The following is a 15216-nucleotide window of genomic DNA, read 5'->3' on the forward strand; positions in this document are numbered from 1 at the left end:
CCGCTGGCCTCGTTCAGCCGTCCATCGGCAGATCGAAGCTCCGGAAGCTCAGAGCCTCGGCGATGTGGTGACCCTCCACGGTTGAGGCATCATCGAGGTCCGCCAGGGTGCGCGCCACCCGGAGCAGCCGGGTCGCCGAGCGTGCGCTCATCGCCCGGCGCTGCACACTCAGGCTCCAGAGCCGGCCGGCCTCACTGCTGAGGCCGGCCAGACCCTGGAGATGGCGGTCTTCGATCTGGGCATTGGCCACACCGCCGGGGTTGCGTGCCACCATCCGTGCCCTGGCCCGGCTCACCCGGTCTGCAGCAGTCGCTGTGTCGTGTCCGTCGCAGACGACAGGGCCGTTGCGGACGGTTGTTCCGTTCGGCCGGATGTCTCCGGACAGGTCCGGATGTGGCGCTGCGAGGGTGAGGGCCTCAGCCGGCAGTCGACGCAGAACCACCTGCAGATCGATCCGGTCCAGCAGCGGCCCGGAGAGGCGCGACCAGTACCGCTCCCGCTGCGCCTGGCCGCAGCGACAGGGACGCTGGCCATCTCCGTACCAGCCACAGGGGCAAGGATTGGTGGCCGCGATCAGGGCCATTCGGCAGGGGAAGCTGAAGCGGTGGCGGGCCCGGCAGATGGCGATCCGCCCGTCCTCCAGCGGCTGGCGCAGCTGATCGAGAACGCTGCGGGGAAATTCAGCCAGCTCATCGAGGAACAGCACACCGCCATGGGCCAGTGAAATCTCCCCCGGCCTGGGAACCGCACCCCCGCCGAGCAGGGATCGGGCTGTGGCGCTGTGATGCGGGGCGCGGAAGGGACGCCGCCGCATCAGCCCTCCATCTCCGCTGAGCAGGCCCGCCACGGAGTGGATGCGGGTGATCTCCAGCGCCTCCTCCCTTCCCAGTGGCGGCAGCAGACCGGCGAGCCGCCGCGCGAGCATGGTCTTGCCGCATCCCGGTGGACCCACCAGCAGCATGTGGTGCCCGCCCGCCGCCGCGACCTCCAGGGCGCGGCGGCCCATGGCCTGACCGTTCACATCCGCGAGATCCGGCGCCCCTTCCTCATCGGCTCTGAGGTCGACGGATCCGGTGCGGCCCGGGCTCGGCCAGCACTTCAGCCCGGTCAGGACCTCCACCACCTGCCGCAGGCTCAGGGCGCCGGCGATGGGCAGATCCCCAACGAGTGCCGCCTCGGCGGCGTTGGCCTCAGGCACCAGAAGCCGATCGGCCCCGTGCTCTCGTGCGGCGATGGCCACCGCCAGGGCGCCGCGCACCGCCCTGACGCTTCCATCCAGCCCCAGTTCCCCCACGCACCACAGACCCTGCAGGGCCTCCATCGGCACCTGTCCGCTGGCGGCCAACAGGGCCAGGGCGATCGGCAGGTCGAAGGACGGCCCCTCCTTGCGCAGGTCGGCGGGCGCGAGGTTGACCACCACCCGCACCAGAGGGGGGGAGAAGCCGCTGTTGCGCAGTGCCGCCCGGACTCGCTCCCGCGCTTCCTGAACGGCGGCATCGGGAAGGCCCACCAGCTGAAGGCCCGGCAGGCCGGGCGCCAGATCCACCTCCACCAGAACAGGTGCGGCCTCCAGGCCCAGCAGGGAGGCACTTCGGCAGCGTGCCAGCATCGATCTCAGGCGGGTGCCATCGGTTCATGCCACCCCTGTCACGCTCGCCCGACCCCTGCTCTTCCCCGGCGAGCCATGCCTGCTGACGAGACGATCTTCTCCCGCATCCTGCGCGGGGAGATTCCCTGTGATGAGGTCTACGGCGATGAGCGCTGCCTGGCCTTCCGGGACATCCAGCCCCAGGCGCCCGTGCATGTGCTGGTGATCCCCCGCCGCCCGATCGTGAACCTGAATGAGGCGGAGGACGCCGATGCGCCGCTGCTGGGGCATCTGCTGCTGGTGGCGGCCCGGGTGGCGCGTCAGGAGGGGCTCACGGCCTGGCGCACGGTGATCAACAACGGCGCCGAGGCCGGCCAGAGCGTCTTTCATCTGCATGTGCATGTGATCGGTGGCCGATCGCTCGCGTGGCCACCGGGCTGAAGCGCGAGAATGCCCGCTTCCGCTGAACCCCATGGGCCCCCTGACGGCTTTCCGCAACCAGCTCGGCAAGCTGCAGCGACTGGCTCAGCCCTACTTCCTCCCGATTGAGGAGACCAGCGGCGCCCAGTTCTTCCTTCTCGTTCTCTCCCTGCTCGCGATCGTGGTGGGGGTGACCGTTCTGATCCTCACCGCATCGGTGGCGGCGGCGGGCCGCTTCCTGCCCGTTCTGAGTGCCCGGTTCCTGCCCGGCATCCCGGATCGGATCTCCTCCCTCTGGGGCTCTCCCCTCGGGCTGGTGCTGATGGCGCTGATGGCCGGCGGGTTCGTGGCCTTCCTGTCCATGCGCACCAAATTGCGTCAGGGCCGCTGGCTGCCCTGGCTGCTGATGGGCGTGATCACGCTGCTGATCCTGGTGATCAACGGCATCAATGTGGGCATCAGCTTCATTGCGCGGAACGTTGATAACACCCTGGTGGCCTTTGACGAGGAGGGCTTCTGGAAGATTGTGGCGATCTATGCCTTCTGTCTCGTCCTGGCGCTGCCGATCCGAGCGCTTCAGAGTTATCTGATCCCCAAACTCGGCCTGTTGTGGCGGGAATGGCTCAGCGGGCGGCTGCTGGCCCGCTACATGTCCAATCGGGCCTACTACATCCTCAACCCGAACGACGAGTCCTCATCGGACATCGATAACCCCGACCAGCGGATCTCGGACGATACCCGCAGCTTCACCGGAACGAGTCTGTCGGTGCTGGTGGAGGTGATCGCGGCGCTGCTGACCTTCTTCAGTTTCATCATCGTTCTCTGGAACATCAACGGCCGCCTCGCATTGCTGCTGCTTGCCTACTCCGTGATCGGAACGGGTCTGATCGTCTTTGCCAGTCGCCGTCTGGTGGCGCTCAACTACCAGCAGCTCAAGCTGGAGGCCGACTTCCGCTATGGCCTGGTCCACATTCGCGACAACGCCGAATCGATCGCTTTCTACCGAGGTGAGCGGCAGGAGTCGAAGGAGGCGGAGCGTCGCCTGGACGGCGCGATCCGCAACTACGACCGGCTGATCATCTGGGAGGCGATGATCAGTGTGATCCAGCGCTCCTACGACTACTTCTCACGCTTTCTGCCCTGGCTGGTGATCGCACCGATCTACTTCGCACGGGAGGTTGACTTTGGCGTCTTCGGTCAGTCGAGCATCGCTTTCTCCCAGGTGCTGTTCTCGGTCAGTTACATCGTCAACAACATCGACCGTCTGGCGGCCTTCTCCGCCAGCATCAGCCGTCTCGAGGGCTTCCAGGGGCGCGTCGATGGAATCGGCCGCAGCCAGGTCGAGCAGCTCCCTCCGGCCGAGAGCCCAGCCGCAAGCGGCGATGCGATCGTGGTGCGCCACGTGAATCTCACCCCACCGGAGAGCGAGCGCCTGCTGATCCGGGACCTCAGCCTCTCGCTCGACAGCCACGACCGGCTGCTGGTGGTGGGCCCGAGCGGCTGCGGCAAGACCTCATTCCTGCGCATGGTCAGCGGCCTCTGGCCGGTCAGCTCAGGCGATGTGCAGCGACCGGCGGTGGGCGAGCTGCTGTTCATTCCGCAGAAGCCCTACATGATCCTGGGCAGCCTGCGGGAGCAGCTCTGCTATCCCCAGCAGCCCCATCGCTTCAGCGATGAGCATCTTCGCTCCGTGCTTGAGCAGGTGTGTCTGCCGGATCTGGTCCAGCGCTATCCCGATCTGGATGTGAAGCAGGACTGGCCCCGGCTGCTCTCCCTGGGGGAGCAGCAGCGCCTGGCCTTTGCGCGCCTGTTGCTGAATTCTCCCAAGTTCGTGGTGCTCGATGAGGCCACCAGTGCCCTCGACGTGGCCACGGAACGCCATCTCTACGGTCTCCTGCGCCAGCGGGAGATGGCCTTCATCAGCGTCGGACACCGCCCCACCCTGGTGAGCTTCCACCACACCGTGCTCGAACTGGTGGGGGATGGCGGCTGGCGTCTGCTTCCGGCCGCCAGCTATGACTTTGAAACCACCTGAGCGCCGTCGATGAGCTCTGCACCGCCGTCCCCAAGCACCAGTGCCACCACCGGCGATGTGCCCGACTTCGGCTGGAGCGCCTACGCCGAGCGGGTCAACGGCCGCTTCGCCATGGTCGGCTTCGCCGCCATCCTGCTGATCGAGGGGCTCAGCGGTCAGACCTTCCTGCACTGGGCCGGCCTCGTTCCCGGCTGAGGGCCGGGAGGGCAACGAGGACCGATGCCCTCCGCTGGCTCCGCTCACGGCCTCAGGGGAGCGCAATCAGATCCACCTGCCAGCGCCCGCCCCGGCTGACCTGCACTGCCAGCTGCCGGCCATCCGCCCTGAGGCTCAGGGCCCGAGGCACACCGTCTGGCTCCAGCGCGATCGGTACGGCTGCCGCCGCCTCCCGCCGGTAGAGCACCACTTCGGTCCGACCCTGACGCCGACGGATCAGGGCCAGACGGGAGCCCCGCGCATCCACGGCCACGGCGACCGGCTGGGCGTCGGGCCGGTTGAGGCCCGGCAGGGGCACTGGTCGGCGGTCCTTCAGATTCAGCAGCACCACGGCGTCCCGTCCCCGGCGCTGCACGATCGCCGCCAGCCAGTTGCCCCCGAGCGACGGGTCCCGTTGACTGTCCGTGCCGGCGAACGCGGCCCGCAGCTCAGCGCTCCGCGGCATGCTGCCGCCGAGGCGGCATCCGGCCGTCAGTGGCAGAAGACTCAGCAGCAGGGCGGCGGCTCCCGCCAACCATCCCGGCCGTCGCCTGCTCATGGTGACGTGCCGGCCGTGCCCTCCGGGAGGCCCAGACGGCTGCCGGGTGGTCGGTCCGGCTCCAGGAGGGTGCTGAGATCGAGAAGCAGCACCGAAAAGCGACCGCGATGGAGGGTCTGCAGCGCGACGCTGCCGGCATCCGGGGCCAGGCTGAGGCTCACCGGCTCGTGCGCCGGGGGCAGGCGGAGGGGATGCAGCCGGCGGGTGCGACGGTCATGCACCAGGGCGAGCCGGCCCCTGCCCTGCTGGGTGATCAGGGCCAGGTAGCGGCCGTTCCAGCTCAGAGACGGTGAGCTGTGAGGCCGGTGACGCCGCAACAGCGGCAGGGGCACCCGCCGGCCCTGATCGAGATCCTGCAGCGCCACACTCGGCCTGCCCTGGAGATCCACCACGCTGGCCAGGTAACGGCCGTTACCGCTGAGCGCCGGCTGGCGCTGAGAGGTGCCGGGAGGCAGCTCGGCGGTGGCGGATCGCCTCGAGAGGCTGCAGCCCGGCAGCAGGAACAGCGACGTCAGCAGCGGCAGGGCGAGGAACCACGCTGCTCTGGAGGTCGGCGGGTCGGTGCCGGCGCTCAGTCGTCGAACCGGGAGGAGTTGTCGCGGCTGGATGGACCGGATCGGGACCTGCCGGACGAGCCGCTGAGGGAGTAGCTGCTGCCCGAGTCAGGGGCGGGTGCTTCTGATTCCACGGTGGAGGACCCTGCGGCCCGCTCGGTGGTGCGGCGACCGACAGGGCCGCTCTCCCCGAGGGGTTCGACGTCGATCGAGGCCGCTGGGGCACTGCGGTCCGAAGCGCGTCCCACAGGCCGGCTGCCACGGCGGGCGTCGGCCCGTTGATTGCGGCGTGTCCCGAACCGGGACGCTTCTGCCGGCGAGGTCTCACCGGAGCCGGCCCTCAGATCGGGACGCCGGCGGCGCAGATCGGGGCGAGCTCCATCCGGCCGGGAAGAATCCGGGCTGTCCCAGCCGTCGTCGGCGTCGCGGAAGCGACGGCTGGCCGCACGCTCGGGAATGGCCCGGGTCGGTCTGCGGACGCGGCCCTCGTCTTCACGCTCGGGCGGTTCGTCGTAGCGGTCGTCGTCGTCGTAACGATTGCTGAGCCGGCGACGCAGGGGCCTGGGTTCATCGAATCGGTCGCGCTCATCCCAGTCGCGCCGGGATCCTCCGAGTCCGGGACGCGGACCCATGGGGGACTCCTCCTCCTCGAAGAAAGAGACCCGACGCGCCTGCTCGGTGGCGACCCCCCGCAGGCGCACGCTTTCGTAGGCGAAGAAGACGGTGGTCCCGGCGAGAAGAAACTGGCCGAACTGGAGGATCGGGTCCAGGCGCCAGCCCTGGAAGAAGAGGATGCCGCCGCACAGCAGACCGACCGCCGCGAAGAAGACGTCGTAATCGCGGGCCAGTGCCGGCCGGAAGCTGCGCATGAAATAGAGCAGCGCACCACCGACGGCCAGCACAATGCCGACGATGCTGGCCCAGTTGAGACTTGCGTTGACCACGGCTCCCGGCAGCGAAGGCGAGACGCTGCCGCGACCCGCCAGGACATCGGGCCAGTTTAAAGAGCCCGGAGGCGATCAAGCCACCCGGGCTCCGGCTGGATCTGGCCTTTGAGAGTGCAAGCCGGAAGGCGTCAGAGCTTGCGGTCGACCCGGTCGGCCTGGCTCACGAAGATCAGGGCGATGGTGGCGGGCACCACGACGATCACCGCTCCCCAGGCCAGGCTGCTCAGGAAGTTGGAGAGGGAAGACGTCATGACGGTTTCGTCCGGGCGGTCACTGAGGAGACACGATCCTAGTCGTGGCCGGAGGAACGGCAGCTCCCCGGACCCTCGCCGTAGGGTTTTGTAGCGGCCTTCACCGCTTCAGCTCATTCCTCGTCTCCCCTCGTGCTGTCACCCACCGCGCTCGCGCCGCTGCTCATCTGGCTCGAACGGGGCCTCGCACTGGCTCTGGCGGTCTGGACGCTGATGTTCCTCTGCCGCATCGTCCTCACCTGGTACCCCGCCGTGGATCGCACGCGCGGGCCGCTGGCCGTGGTGAATGGCTGCACCGAACCGTTGCTCGCGCCGACCCGTCGCTGGGTGGCGCCGATCGGAGGGGTCGACGTGACCCCGGTGATCTGGGTCGGTCTGGTCAGCCTGCTCAGGGAGGTGCTCGTCGGGCAGCAGGGGCTGATCGTTCAGCTGCGCATCGGAGCGACTCTGGCGGCAGGCTCGCCGGCCGGCTGAGTCTTGCGAGCCGGAGCCGGCGCCGCCAGCATTTCCTGCTCGACGAACTTGGTGTGCACCTCGCCGCAGCGAAATTCCCGCCGCTGCAGCAGGGAGAGGTGAAACCCGATCGTGGTGGCGATCCCGGTCACGGCACACTCCTCGAGGGCGCGCTGCATGCGTGCGATGGCCGCCTCACGGTCGGGCCCCCACACGATCACCTTGCCGATCAGTGAGTCGTAGAAGGGTGGGATCTCGTAGCCGGTGTACACGTGGCTGTCGATGCGCACGCCGGGGCCACCCGGCGGCAGCCAGCCCGTGATCCGACCGGGTGCGGGACGAAAGCCGTGGCGCGGGTCCTCGGCGTTGATGCGGCACTCGATCGCATGCCCGTGCAGGCGGATCGCGTCCTGACGCAGGGCCAGCCGCTCACCACCGGCGATGCGGAGCTGTTCGGCGATCAGATCGATGCCGGTCACCATCTCGGTGACCGGGTGTTCGACCTGGATGCGGGTGTTCATCTCCATGAAATAGAAGGCGCCGCTGCGGTCGAGCAGAAACTCCACCGTGCCCGCACCCTCGTAGCCGATGCTGCGGGCGGCGGCGATGGCGGCCTCACCCATCCGCTCCCGGATGCTCTCGGTCAGGACCGGACTCGGGGCCTCCTCCAGCAGCTTCTGGTGGCGCCGCTGAATGGAGCAGTCCCGTTCGCCCAGGTGCACCACCTTGCCGTGCCGGTCGGCCAGAATCTGCACCTCGACGTGGCGGGGCCGCTCGATGAATTTCTCCATGTAGAGGCCCGCATTGCCGAAGGCGGCCTCCGCCTCGCCCTGGGCGGCCCGGAACAGGGAGGGGAGCTCATCGGCGTGGCGCACCAGCCTCATGCCGCGGCCTCCTCCCCCGCGGTGGCTTTGATCATCACCGGAAAGCCGATGCTGCGGGCGAGGGCCTCGGCCTCCGCAACGCCGTCGAGCAGGCCCTCGCTGCCGGGGATGGTCGGCACACCGACCGACTGCATGGTGGCCTTGGCGGTGGCCTTGTCTCCCATGGAGCGGATCGAGTCCGCCGATGGGCCGACGAAGGTGATGCCGTGGGCGGTGCAGATCTCCGCAAAGCGATCGTTCTCCGCCAGGAACCCGTAGCCGGGATGGATGGCGTCGGCTCCCCGCGAGGTGGCTGCCGCGAGGATGTTGGGAATGTTCAGGTAGCTGCGGTTGCTGGGGCCCTCGCCCACGCACACCGCTTCGTCCGCCAGCTGCACGTGCAGCGCGTCGGCATCCACGGTGCTGTGCACGGCGACGGTCGCAATGCCGAGTTCACGGCAGGTGCGAAGGATGCGGAGGGCGATTTCGCCGCGGTTGGCGATCAGCAACTTGCTGATAGGCATCCAGTCGCGCAGCAGGCCGCTGCGGACTGTATCAGCGCTGCCGGGCCCCGCCGGCGGCCTGGGAGAGCGAGTCTGTGCGTCGGTATGATCTGTCGCGGCGGGTGTTGCTGAGCACGGTCGCCCCACGCGGATGTGGTGGAATTGGTAGACACGCACGTTTGAGGGGCGTGTGACTTCGGTCTTGCGAGTTCAAGTCTCGCCATCCGCACTTTGGTTTCATCCCAGACGAGCGTTGTGAGTGGTTCCGCCGCCAGCGCTTTGTCGACACTTCCTCCCGGAGGCTCGGTCTGCCTGGTCTGCAACGGCCCTGGCGAGCTGAGCACCTGGGTGCGGCCCCTGGCCGAGGCGCTGCATGAGGCCATGCCCCTTCGGCCGCGCGCTGAGCAGGCTTCCCTGGCCCTGGATCTGGTGCTGGTGCCCTGTCCCAATGCCACGGGGAGGGAGCACCATGTGGCGTCAGACATGGGCCTCTTCCGGCGTGTGACGCCGGCGCGTGTGTTCTGGCGGCTTCTCTGCCGCCCCGGCCGCTGGGGACCCTGGCCCCGGCATGGAGTGGTGGTGTTCCTCGGTGGTGACCAGTTCTGGACCGTGCTCCTCTCGGCCCGGCTCGGCTACCGCCACCTCACCTACGCGGAATGGATCGCCCGCTGGCCCCGCTGGAACGACCGCATCGCGGCCATGAGCAGCCAGGCGCAGCAGCGACTGCCGCCGCGCTGGCGGAACCGCTGCACGGTGGTGGGTGATCTGATGGCGGATCTGCCGGCTTCGGCCCGTCGCTCCCAGCCCCTGCCCGAGGGGGAATGGGTGGCCCTGCTCCCCGGTTCCAAGCGAGCCAAGCTCCGGGTCGGCGTGCCCTTCCTGATGGAGACCGCCGACCGGCTCGCTGCCCGCCGGCCGGGCTGCCGCTTTCTCCTGCCTCTGGCGCCCACGGTGGCAGTGGAGGACCTGCTCGAGCAGGCCGGCCCCTCCAACCCGATCGCCCGCGCCTATGGGACCGGTCCGCTGCAGCCGGATGGAGCGATGCCCTGGTGCCTGCTCCTGCGCACGGCCGCGGGCACCACGGTGCACGTGATCCGGAGCCATCCGGCCCATGCCTCCCTCAGCCAGTGTGCCCTGGCCCTGACCACGGTCGGCGCCAACACCGCTGAGCTGGGGGCGCTGGGGGTGCCGATGCTGGTGCTGGTCCCGACCCAGCATCTGGAGGTGATGCAGGCCTGGGATGGCTGGCTGGGGCTGATCGCCCGCCTGCCTCTGCTGCGGCGACTGCTGGGAGTGGCCCTCACCGCCTGGCGGATGCGCCATCGCGGGCTCCTGGCCTGGCCCAACATCTCCGCCGGGCGCATGGTCGTGCCGGAGCGGGTCGGGGCCATCACTCCGGAACAGATCGCAGCCGAAGCCGATGACTGGCTCTCCGCACCAGCCCGACTTCAGGGCATGCGCGATGACCTGCGCAGCCTGAGGGGGCAGCCGGGCGCCGTGGCGGCCCTTCGGCAGATGGTGCTGGAGCTTCTGCCGCCGGCTGCGGCCGGTCCCTAGCGTTCAGGACCTGATTGTCCGTTCGTTTGCCATGAGCCAGTCGGCCCCCTCCAGCGTCGCCGGAGACGATCGCGTCAGCCGCAGCGATGCGGAATGGCGCGAGCAGCTCAGCCCCGAGCAGTACCTGGTCACCCGCCAGGGGGGCACCGAGCGCGCCTTCACCGGCGCCTACTGGAACAACAAGCAGGCCGGCTCCTACAGCTGCGTGTGCTGTGGCGCCGAACTGTTCGACGCATCGGCCAAATTCGATTCCGGCACCGGCTGGCCCAGCTTCTGGGAAGGGGTGAAGCCCGAGGCCATCACGACCCACACCGACAGCAGCCACGGCATGAGCCGCACCGAGATCCGCTGTGCCCGCTGTGATGCCCATCTCGGTCACGTCTTCAGCGACGGGCCGCGTCCCACCGGCCTGCGCTACTGCGTGAACAGCGCCTCGCTCGACTTCATCCCTGCGGGTGGCTCCTCAGCGAGCACGGCCGGCTGAGGTTCCCCCTCAGGACCAGGGGTCGTCGAGATCGTCGGCCCCGACGTCCGGGATCGGCTCGCTGCCGGCCCGGCCAAGGGGACGCGAACCCGACTGATGGCCGCCGCCGATCGGCTCCGACGCGCTCCAGTTCTCCCGCCGTCCCCTCGATGAGGGCAACGGCTCCACATCGAGCGGATCGCGGCTGCGGGAGGCCGGGCGGCGCGTTGCGGGTCTGACCTCCTCGAACCGCTCGTCACGGGGATCGTCGAGTGGTTCGTCCCGCCAGCGGGGCCGCTCCGGTTCCTCGTCCTCATCCAGGTAACGCTGCCGGCGCATGGGGGCCTGGCGCCGCTCCTCCAGCTCCACATACTCCATGTCCTCCTCCGCCTCGAACCGCTGCGTCGTGGCCGGGGCGATGCGGCGCTTCTCCGGCGCGGAGGCGGTGCCGGCGGGCAGCTGGTTCTCCACCGGCACCATGTTGATGCGGTAGCGCTCACGCTCCTCCTCCTCCCAGCTGGGGCCTCCGACCCCGAGCTTCTCGAGCAGGCCGCTGCCGAGCTGGCGGAGTTTGTCCTCGGCTCCCTCGTAGACGATGATCCGGTCGGGCCCGCTGCTCACCACCTCGTCGACCGGCAGCTCGTAGGTGCTGAGCACGCCCTCGCCCAGCAGGGGCACCCCGAGGGATCCGAGCACCAGGGTGACGAGTTCGCCGGTCTCGATGTCGAAGCTGAAGCCGAGCACCCGGCCGAGCTGCTGACCGGATTCGGTGATCACCTGGCAGTTGATGATCCGGTTGTAGCGCTCGGGGTTGAAGCCCTCGTCGAGGGCATCGGCCGTGTCGACCAGGATCACATCGCCCACCTGACGGATGCGATCGAGGCGCATCCAGCGCGGCAGTCCGGGCAGAAAGCGGGTGAGCGGGTTGTCGCGCAGACCCAGGGCCACCACCTCCCGGTGGTCCACATCCACCACCACTTCCCCCACCACGCCCAGTCGCCGGCCCGTGTCGCGGGTGATCACCTGGGTCCCCATCAGTTCCGAGCGCAGCCAGAGCCGATCGGGCGGCGTCGCGGGGGCAGGGTCAGTGGCGGGGGAGGAGGGCAAGCGCGGCCGGCCGAGGGGTCAGGAATTGGGGGTCATTGTGACGCAAGGCACCCGTGCGGGGCGGGGCTGTTGGCGCATCACGCCGCCGCCGGCAGCCCCACCACCTGGGTGTGGGCGCCACGGGCCTGGGTCACACCGATGGTGCGCTCCGCGGCCCCGATCATGGGACGCCTGTGGCTCACCACCAGGAACTGCGCCTCGCAGGCCTGGCGCTGGATCAGGCCCGCCAGACGCTCCACGTTCACGCCATCGAGAAAGGAGTCCACCTCATCGAGGGCATAGAAGGGTGAGGGCCGGAAGCGCTGCAGGGCGAACAGGAAGCTGAGGGCGGTGAGGGACTTCTCCCCCCCCGACATGGAGGCCAGCCGCCGCACGCTCTTGCCCCGGGGATGGGCCACCAGGGTCAGACCCCCCGCCAGCGGATCTTCCGGGGTGTCGAGCTGCAGATGGCCATCGCCGTCGGATAGCGCGGCGAAGATCTCCCGGAAATGGCCATCCACCGCCTGGAAGGCCTCCATGAAGGCCTCCTGACGGAGGGTGGCCACGGTCTCGATGCGCAGCATCAGTTCCTCCCGTTCATGGCCCAGCACCTCCAGGCGATCCGCCAGGCCCTGCAGGCGCTCCTCCAGTTCCTCCAGTTCCTGCAGGGCCAGCATGTTCACCGGTTCCAGGGCTTCCATGCGGCGCTGGATCTGGCCCAGCTCGGCCACCAGGGCGGCCAGCCCCGCCTGGCGGCGCTCCTCGGGGACGACGGGCCGGGGGTCGGGCAGCGCCCGCTCCAGTTCCAGCAATCGGCTCCGGCGCGCGTCGCCCTCCTGCTCCAGGGCCCGGTCCTCCTCTTTCAGCCGCTCCAGGTTCCACTGGTCCTGCTGCTGCTGCTGGTTCAGTCCAGCGAGGTGGGCCTCCGCCTGATCCCTGGCCCGCCGCTGTTCGCCGAAGCGGGTCTGAAGGGCATCGCGCTGCGCCGTCAGGCTGCGGCGCTGGGTGTCGATGCGCTCGAGCTCCTCGGCCGCCTCCGCCTGCTCCGCGGCCAGGGCGGCGGTTGCCTGCTCAAGGCGGTGCAGCTCCTGTTGCTGCTGCTGATCCTGTGTGCTGAGCCCGTCCAGGGCCAGCTGCCGCTCGCGGCGACGGGAGAGGAGCGCATCGCGCTGCTGACGTGAGGTCTCCAGCGCCTGATCCGCCCGTTCCAGCTCCTCCTGGAACACGGTCCAGGGCTGGGTGCGATCCCGCTCCCGGTCCTGCTGGATCCGCTGATCCAGGGCTCCCATCTCCTCCAGGAGGGGCGCCAGGCCTGCAGCGATCTCCGCCAGCCGGCTCTCGCCCCGCTGCCGGTCGGCGGCCAGGGCCGTGAGCTGATCGGCCAGCGCTTGGGTGCGGGCATCCGCCGGGGCCTGATCGCGTTTCAGGGCGCTGCGCTCCGCTTCGAGAGCGGCGGTGGTCCGCTCCAGCTCCTGCAGCCGGGGCCGGAGCGTGTCGACCAGCTCCGAGAGCCGATGCTCCTTCTGACGTCCCGCCACAAGCGCCTCGCCCAGCTCCAGCAGCCGTCGACGCAGGGGCTCGGCGTTGTCCTCGTCGGAGCGGCTGCCGAAGCTGAGTCGGTCCGATCGGGGGGCCAGGCTGCCGCCGGTCATGGCGCCGCTGCGCTCGAGCAGCTCCCCCTCCAGGGTCACGGCCCGCACCCGCCCGAGCTGGCGGCGGGCACTGGCCAGATCCCGGTACACCTGCGTGTCACCGAATACGTGCTGGAACACGGCCTCGTAGACCGCTTCGCACCGGATCAGATCGACCGCCCGTCCGACCAGCCCGTCCGGGCCCTGGGCGGTGCCCCGGCTCAGGGCGCCGCGGGCGAGCACATCGCCGCCGCTGCGGGCCCGCAGCTTGTTGAGCGGCAGGAAGGTCAGCCGGCCGGCACGGCGGCTCTTCAGCAGTTCGATCGCCCGGGCGGCGATGCCGTCGTCGTCCACCACCACCTGGGCCAGGCGTCCTCCGGCGGCCACCTCGAGAGCGAGTCGCAGCGACTCCTCCACCTCCGCCAGCTGGGCCACCGGACCGTGCACCCCCTCCAGGCCGGAGGCCAGCAGGGTCCGCAGGGCGTTGGTCCCCCGCTGCTCCTGCAGGGTGGCGCGGCGCGATTCCGCCCGTGCGATCTGCTGCTCCAGCCCCTGCTGCTCCCGTTCGAGCCGCTGGCGCGTGCGCTGCTGCAGATCCAGCTCAGCGGCCGCCTCCTGGAACCGCTTCTGCCCGGCCGTGATCTGGCTGAGGCAGCTCGAGAGCTGCTGCTCCAGTTCCTGCAGCCGCGTGTCCGTGCGCTGCCCGCGCCCCTGCTGGTCACGCGCCTGACCCTGAAGATCCTCCATCCGCTGCCGCGTCTGGCTGAGCCGCTCATCGAGGCGCTCCTGCTCCTGCTGCAGGGGGGTGATGCGCGACTGCAGCGCGTCGCGGCGGGCGGCCCGCTCCTGGATCTCCTCCAGCCAGGCCTCGGAGCGCCCGGCCACGTCGCTCAGCCGCCGCCGGGCCAGGTCCACCTCCGACGCCCTGGTTCGGCAGGTCGCTTCCGCCTGCTCCAGCAGGGGGCCGTCATCCACTTCCTCCAGCCGCCGGCGCTCCTCGAGACGCCGCTGCCGTTCCGTCTGCCAGCGCTGCCTGTCACCCGCCAGGCCATGGCCGCGCTGCTGCAGCTGCGCGCTGCGCCGGCCCACCTCCCGTTCGCTCGCATCGAGCCCGGCGATCTCGCCCTGAACGGCCAGCAGCTGCTCCTCGCCCAGGGCGCGCACCTCCGCCTGCAGCTGCTGCAGGGCTGCGGCGGCCTCCGTGATCCGCTGCCGGCGCTCCTCCATGCCGCGGCCGAGCTGCTCGACGTCGGTCGCGATGGTCTGCCGGCGCTGGACGAGCTGCTCCAGTTCCCGGCAGGCCTGCTCGTAGCTCAGGAGCTGCTCCTGGAGCCGGCCCTCCTGCAGCTGCTCGCGCAGAGCCTGGTAGCTGCGGGCCTTGGCACAGTCTCGCTCGAGCCGCTGGCGGGCGCTGAGCAGCTCCTGCTCCACGATGCGGCAGCGGTCCTGCCGCTCCTGCACCTCATCGAGCTTGCCCCGGCTCTGTTCGATGCGGGCATCAAACAGAGCCACCCCCGCCAGTTCGTCGATCAGACCGCGCCGTTCCCGCGACCCCATCGAGACGATGCGGGTCACATCGCCCTGCATCACCACGTTGCTGCCTTCCGGATCCACCCGCAGCCGCCTGAGCTGAGCCTGCAGCTGGGGCAGCGTGCAGGGCACGCCATCGGCGCTGTAGGTGCTGCTGTAGGTGCCCCCGGGTGCCAGGCGCAGGCGCCGGCTCACGGTCCAGCTGGTCTGATCCCTGGCGATCCAGGGTCCCTCCGCCGGCCGCTCCAGACCCTCCTCGGCGGCGTCCGGCTGCCAGCCGCTCAGATCGAAACGGACGCTCACCTCCGTTTCCGAGCCCTTGCCCTGGCGGGTCGCTCCGCTGTTGATCAGATCCGGCAGCCGCTCGGCCCGCATGCCGCGGCTGGTGGCCAGGCCGAGGCAGAAGAGGATGCCGTCGAGGATGTTGCTCTTGCCGGAGCCGTTGGGGCCGGTCACCACGGTGAAGCCGGGCTCCAGCGGAATAGCGACGCTTCCGCCGAAGGATTTGAACTGTCTCAGCTCGACCCGGTCGATGCGCACCGCAGGTCTTCTGAGACGTGCCGGCGAAATGTAGCGGAAGC

The 15216-nt window shown here is 69.7% G+C and carries 13 protein-coding genes, 1 tRNA gene and 1 pseudogene; 7 read left to right on the forward strand and 8 right to left on the reverse strand.

Features of this window, described 5'->3' with window-relative positions; genetic code table 11:
* Window positions 1-13 precede the first annotated feature (13 nt).
* Window positions 14-1609 carry a YifB family Mg chelatase-like AAA ATPase gene (locus EVJ50_RS12865; protein WP_150884428.1) on the reverse strand — a complete coding sequence of 532 codons (1596 nt, stop codon included), beginning with the start codon at window positions 1607-1609 and terminating at the stop codon, window positions 14-16.
* 75 nt (window positions 1610-1684) lie between these two features.
* Here EVJ50_RS12865 and EVJ50_RS12870 point away from each other — a divergent pair, with 75 nt between their 5' ends.
* Genes EVJ50_RS12870 through EVJ50_RS12880 form a run of 3 tightly spaced genes read left to right on the forward strand, consistent with a single transcriptional unit; the run spans window position 1685 to window position 4238 of the window.
* A complete protein-coding gene (locus EVJ50_RS12870; protein ID WP_150884429.1) occupies window positions 1685-2029 on the forward strand; it encodes a histidine triad nucleotide-binding protein in 345 nt (114 codons plus the stop codon).
* A 31-nt stretch (window positions 2030-2060) separates the two neighbouring features.
* Window positions 2061-4043, forward strand: coding sequence for an ABC transporter ATP-binding protein/permease (locus tag EVJ50_RS12875; RefSeq protein ID WP_150884430.1), 1983 nt, complete (start codon window positions 2061-2063; stop codon window positions 4041-4043).
* Between the two features lie 9 nt (window positions 4044-4052).
* Entirely contained in the window at window positions 4053-4238 is a 186-nt protein-coding gene (locus EVJ50_RS12880) for a chlorophyll a/b-binding protein (protein ID WP_150884431.1), read from the forward strand.
* Window positions 4239-4290: 52 nt separating this feature from the next.
* Here EVJ50_RS12880 and EVJ50_RS12885 read toward each other — a convergent pair whose 3' ends face one another.
* From EVJ50_RS12885 to psbX, 4 genes are all read right to left on the reverse strand, one after another.
* Window positions 4291-4797, reverse strand: coding sequence for a hypothetical protein (locus EVJ50_RS12885; RefSeq protein WP_150884432.1), 507 nt, complete (start codon window positions 4795-4797; stop codon window positions 4291-4293).
* Complete coding sequence (locus EVJ50_RS12890; protein WP_225322944.1) at window positions 4794-5186, reverse strand: hypothetical protein; 393 nt, start codon at window positions 5184-5186, stop codon at window positions 4794-4796. The genes EVJ50_RS12885 and EVJ50_RS12890 overlap by 4 nt, the downstream gene beginning before the upstream one ends.
* A gap of 182 nt (window positions 5187-5368) precedes the next feature.
* Window positions 5369-6295 (reverse strand): Ycf66 family protein, encoded by a 927-nt coding sequence (locus tag EVJ50_RS12895; RefSeq protein ID WP_150884434.1) that lies wholly within the window; start codon window positions 6293-6295, stop codon window positions 5369-5371.
* Between the two features lie 131 nt (window positions 6296-6426).
* Window positions 6427-6549, reverse strand: a complete 123-nt coding sequence (gene psbX / locus EVJ50_RS12900; protein ID WP_150884435.1) for a photosystem II reaction center protein PsbX — start codon at window positions 6547-6549, stop codon at window positions 6427-6429.
* Between the two features lie 132 nt (window positions 6550-6681).
* Between psbX and EVJ50_RS12905 the strand changes: the two genes are divergently transcribed.
* Window positions 6682-7023, forward strand: a complete 342-nt coding sequence (locus EVJ50_RS12905; RefSeq protein ID WP_225322945.1) for a YggT family protein — start codon at window positions 6682-6684, stop codon at window positions 7021-7023.
* On the opposite strand, the pseudogene accC reads toward EVJ50_RS12905, so the two are convergent.
* Window positions 6975-8389, reverse strand: a pseudogene (accC, locus tag EVJ50_RS12910) (acetyl-CoA carboxylase biotin carboxylase subunit). The gene EVJ50_RS12905 and the pseudogene accC overlap by 49 nt on opposite strands.
* Window positions 8390-8515: 126 nt before the next feature.
* Between accC and EVJ50_RS12915 the strand changes: the two are divergent.
* From EVJ50_RS12915 to msrB, 3 genes are all read left to right on the forward strand, one after another.
* A tRNA-Leu gene (locus tag EVJ50_RS12915) sits at window positions 8516-8597 on the forward strand.
* Between the two features lie 50 nt (window positions 8598-8647).
* A complete protein-coding gene (locus EVJ50_RS12920) occupies window positions 8648-9925 on the forward strand; it encodes a glycosyl transferase (protein ID WP_150884436.1) in 1278 nt (425 codons plus the stop codon).
* Window positions 9926-9956: 31 nt separating this feature from the next.
* Window positions 9957-10409, forward strand: a complete 453-nt coding sequence (msrB, locus tag EVJ50_RS12925; RefSeq protein ID WP_150884437.1) for a peptide-methionine (R)-S-oxide reductase MsrB — start codon at window positions 9957-9959, stop codon at window positions 10407-10409.
* A 9-nt stretch (window positions 10410-10418) separates the two neighbouring features.
* On the opposite strand, the gene EVJ50_RS12930 is transcribed toward msrB, so the two are convergent.
* Complete coding sequence (locus EVJ50_RS12930; protein ID WP_370455513.1) at window positions 10419-11495, reverse strand: PRC-barrel domain-containing protein; 1077 nt, start codon at window positions 11493-11495, stop codon at window positions 10419-10421.
* Window positions 11496-11572: 77 nt separating this feature from the next.
* The gene (gene smc / locus EVJ50_RS12935) at window positions 11573-15175 is read right to left on the reverse strand and encodes a chromosome segregation protein SMC (protein WP_225322946.1); all 3603 of its coding nucleotides are present in this window, start codon (window positions 15173-15175) and stop codon (window positions 11573-11575) included.
* Window positions 15176-15216: the final 41 nt, after the last annotated feature.

Origin of the sequence: Synechococcus sp. RSCCF101, from assembly GCF_008807075.1 — a bacterium.
Taxonomy (GTDB): domain Bacteria; phylum Cyanobacteriota; class Cyanobacteriia; order PCC-6307; family Cyanobiaceae; genus RSCCF101.

Bases quoted from the DNA above. Each gene is read 5' to 3' on its own strand.
- EVJ50_RS12880 (WP_150884431.1), top strand. From the start codon at position 4,053: ATGAGCTCTGCACCGCCGTCCCCAAGCACCAGTGCCACCACCGGCGAT.
- EVJ50_RS12875 (WP_150884430.1), top strand. From the start codon at position 2,061: ATGGGCCCCCTGACGGCTTTCCGCAACCAGCTCGGCAAGCTGCAGCGA.
- psbX (WP_150884435.1), bottom strand. From the start codon at position 6,549: ATGACGTCTTCCCTCTCCAACTTCCTGAGCAGCCTGGCCTGGGGAGCG.
- EVJ50_RS12885 (WP_150884432.1), bottom strand. From the start codon at position 4,797: ATGAGCAGGCGACGGCCGGGATGGTTGGCGGGAGCCGCCGCCCTGCTG.
- EVJ50_RS12865 (WP_150884428.1), bottom strand. From the start codon at position 1,609: ATGCTGGCACGCTGCCGAAGTGCCTCCCTGCTGGGCCTGGAGGCCGCA.
- EVJ50_RS12870 (WP_150884429.1), top strand. From the start codon at position 1,685: ATGCCTGCTGACGAGACGATCTTCTCCCGCATCCTGCGCGGGGAGATT.
- msrB (WP_150884437.1), top strand. From the start codon at position 9,957: ATGAGCCAGTCGGCCCCCTCCAGCGTCGCCGGAGACGATCGCGTCAGC.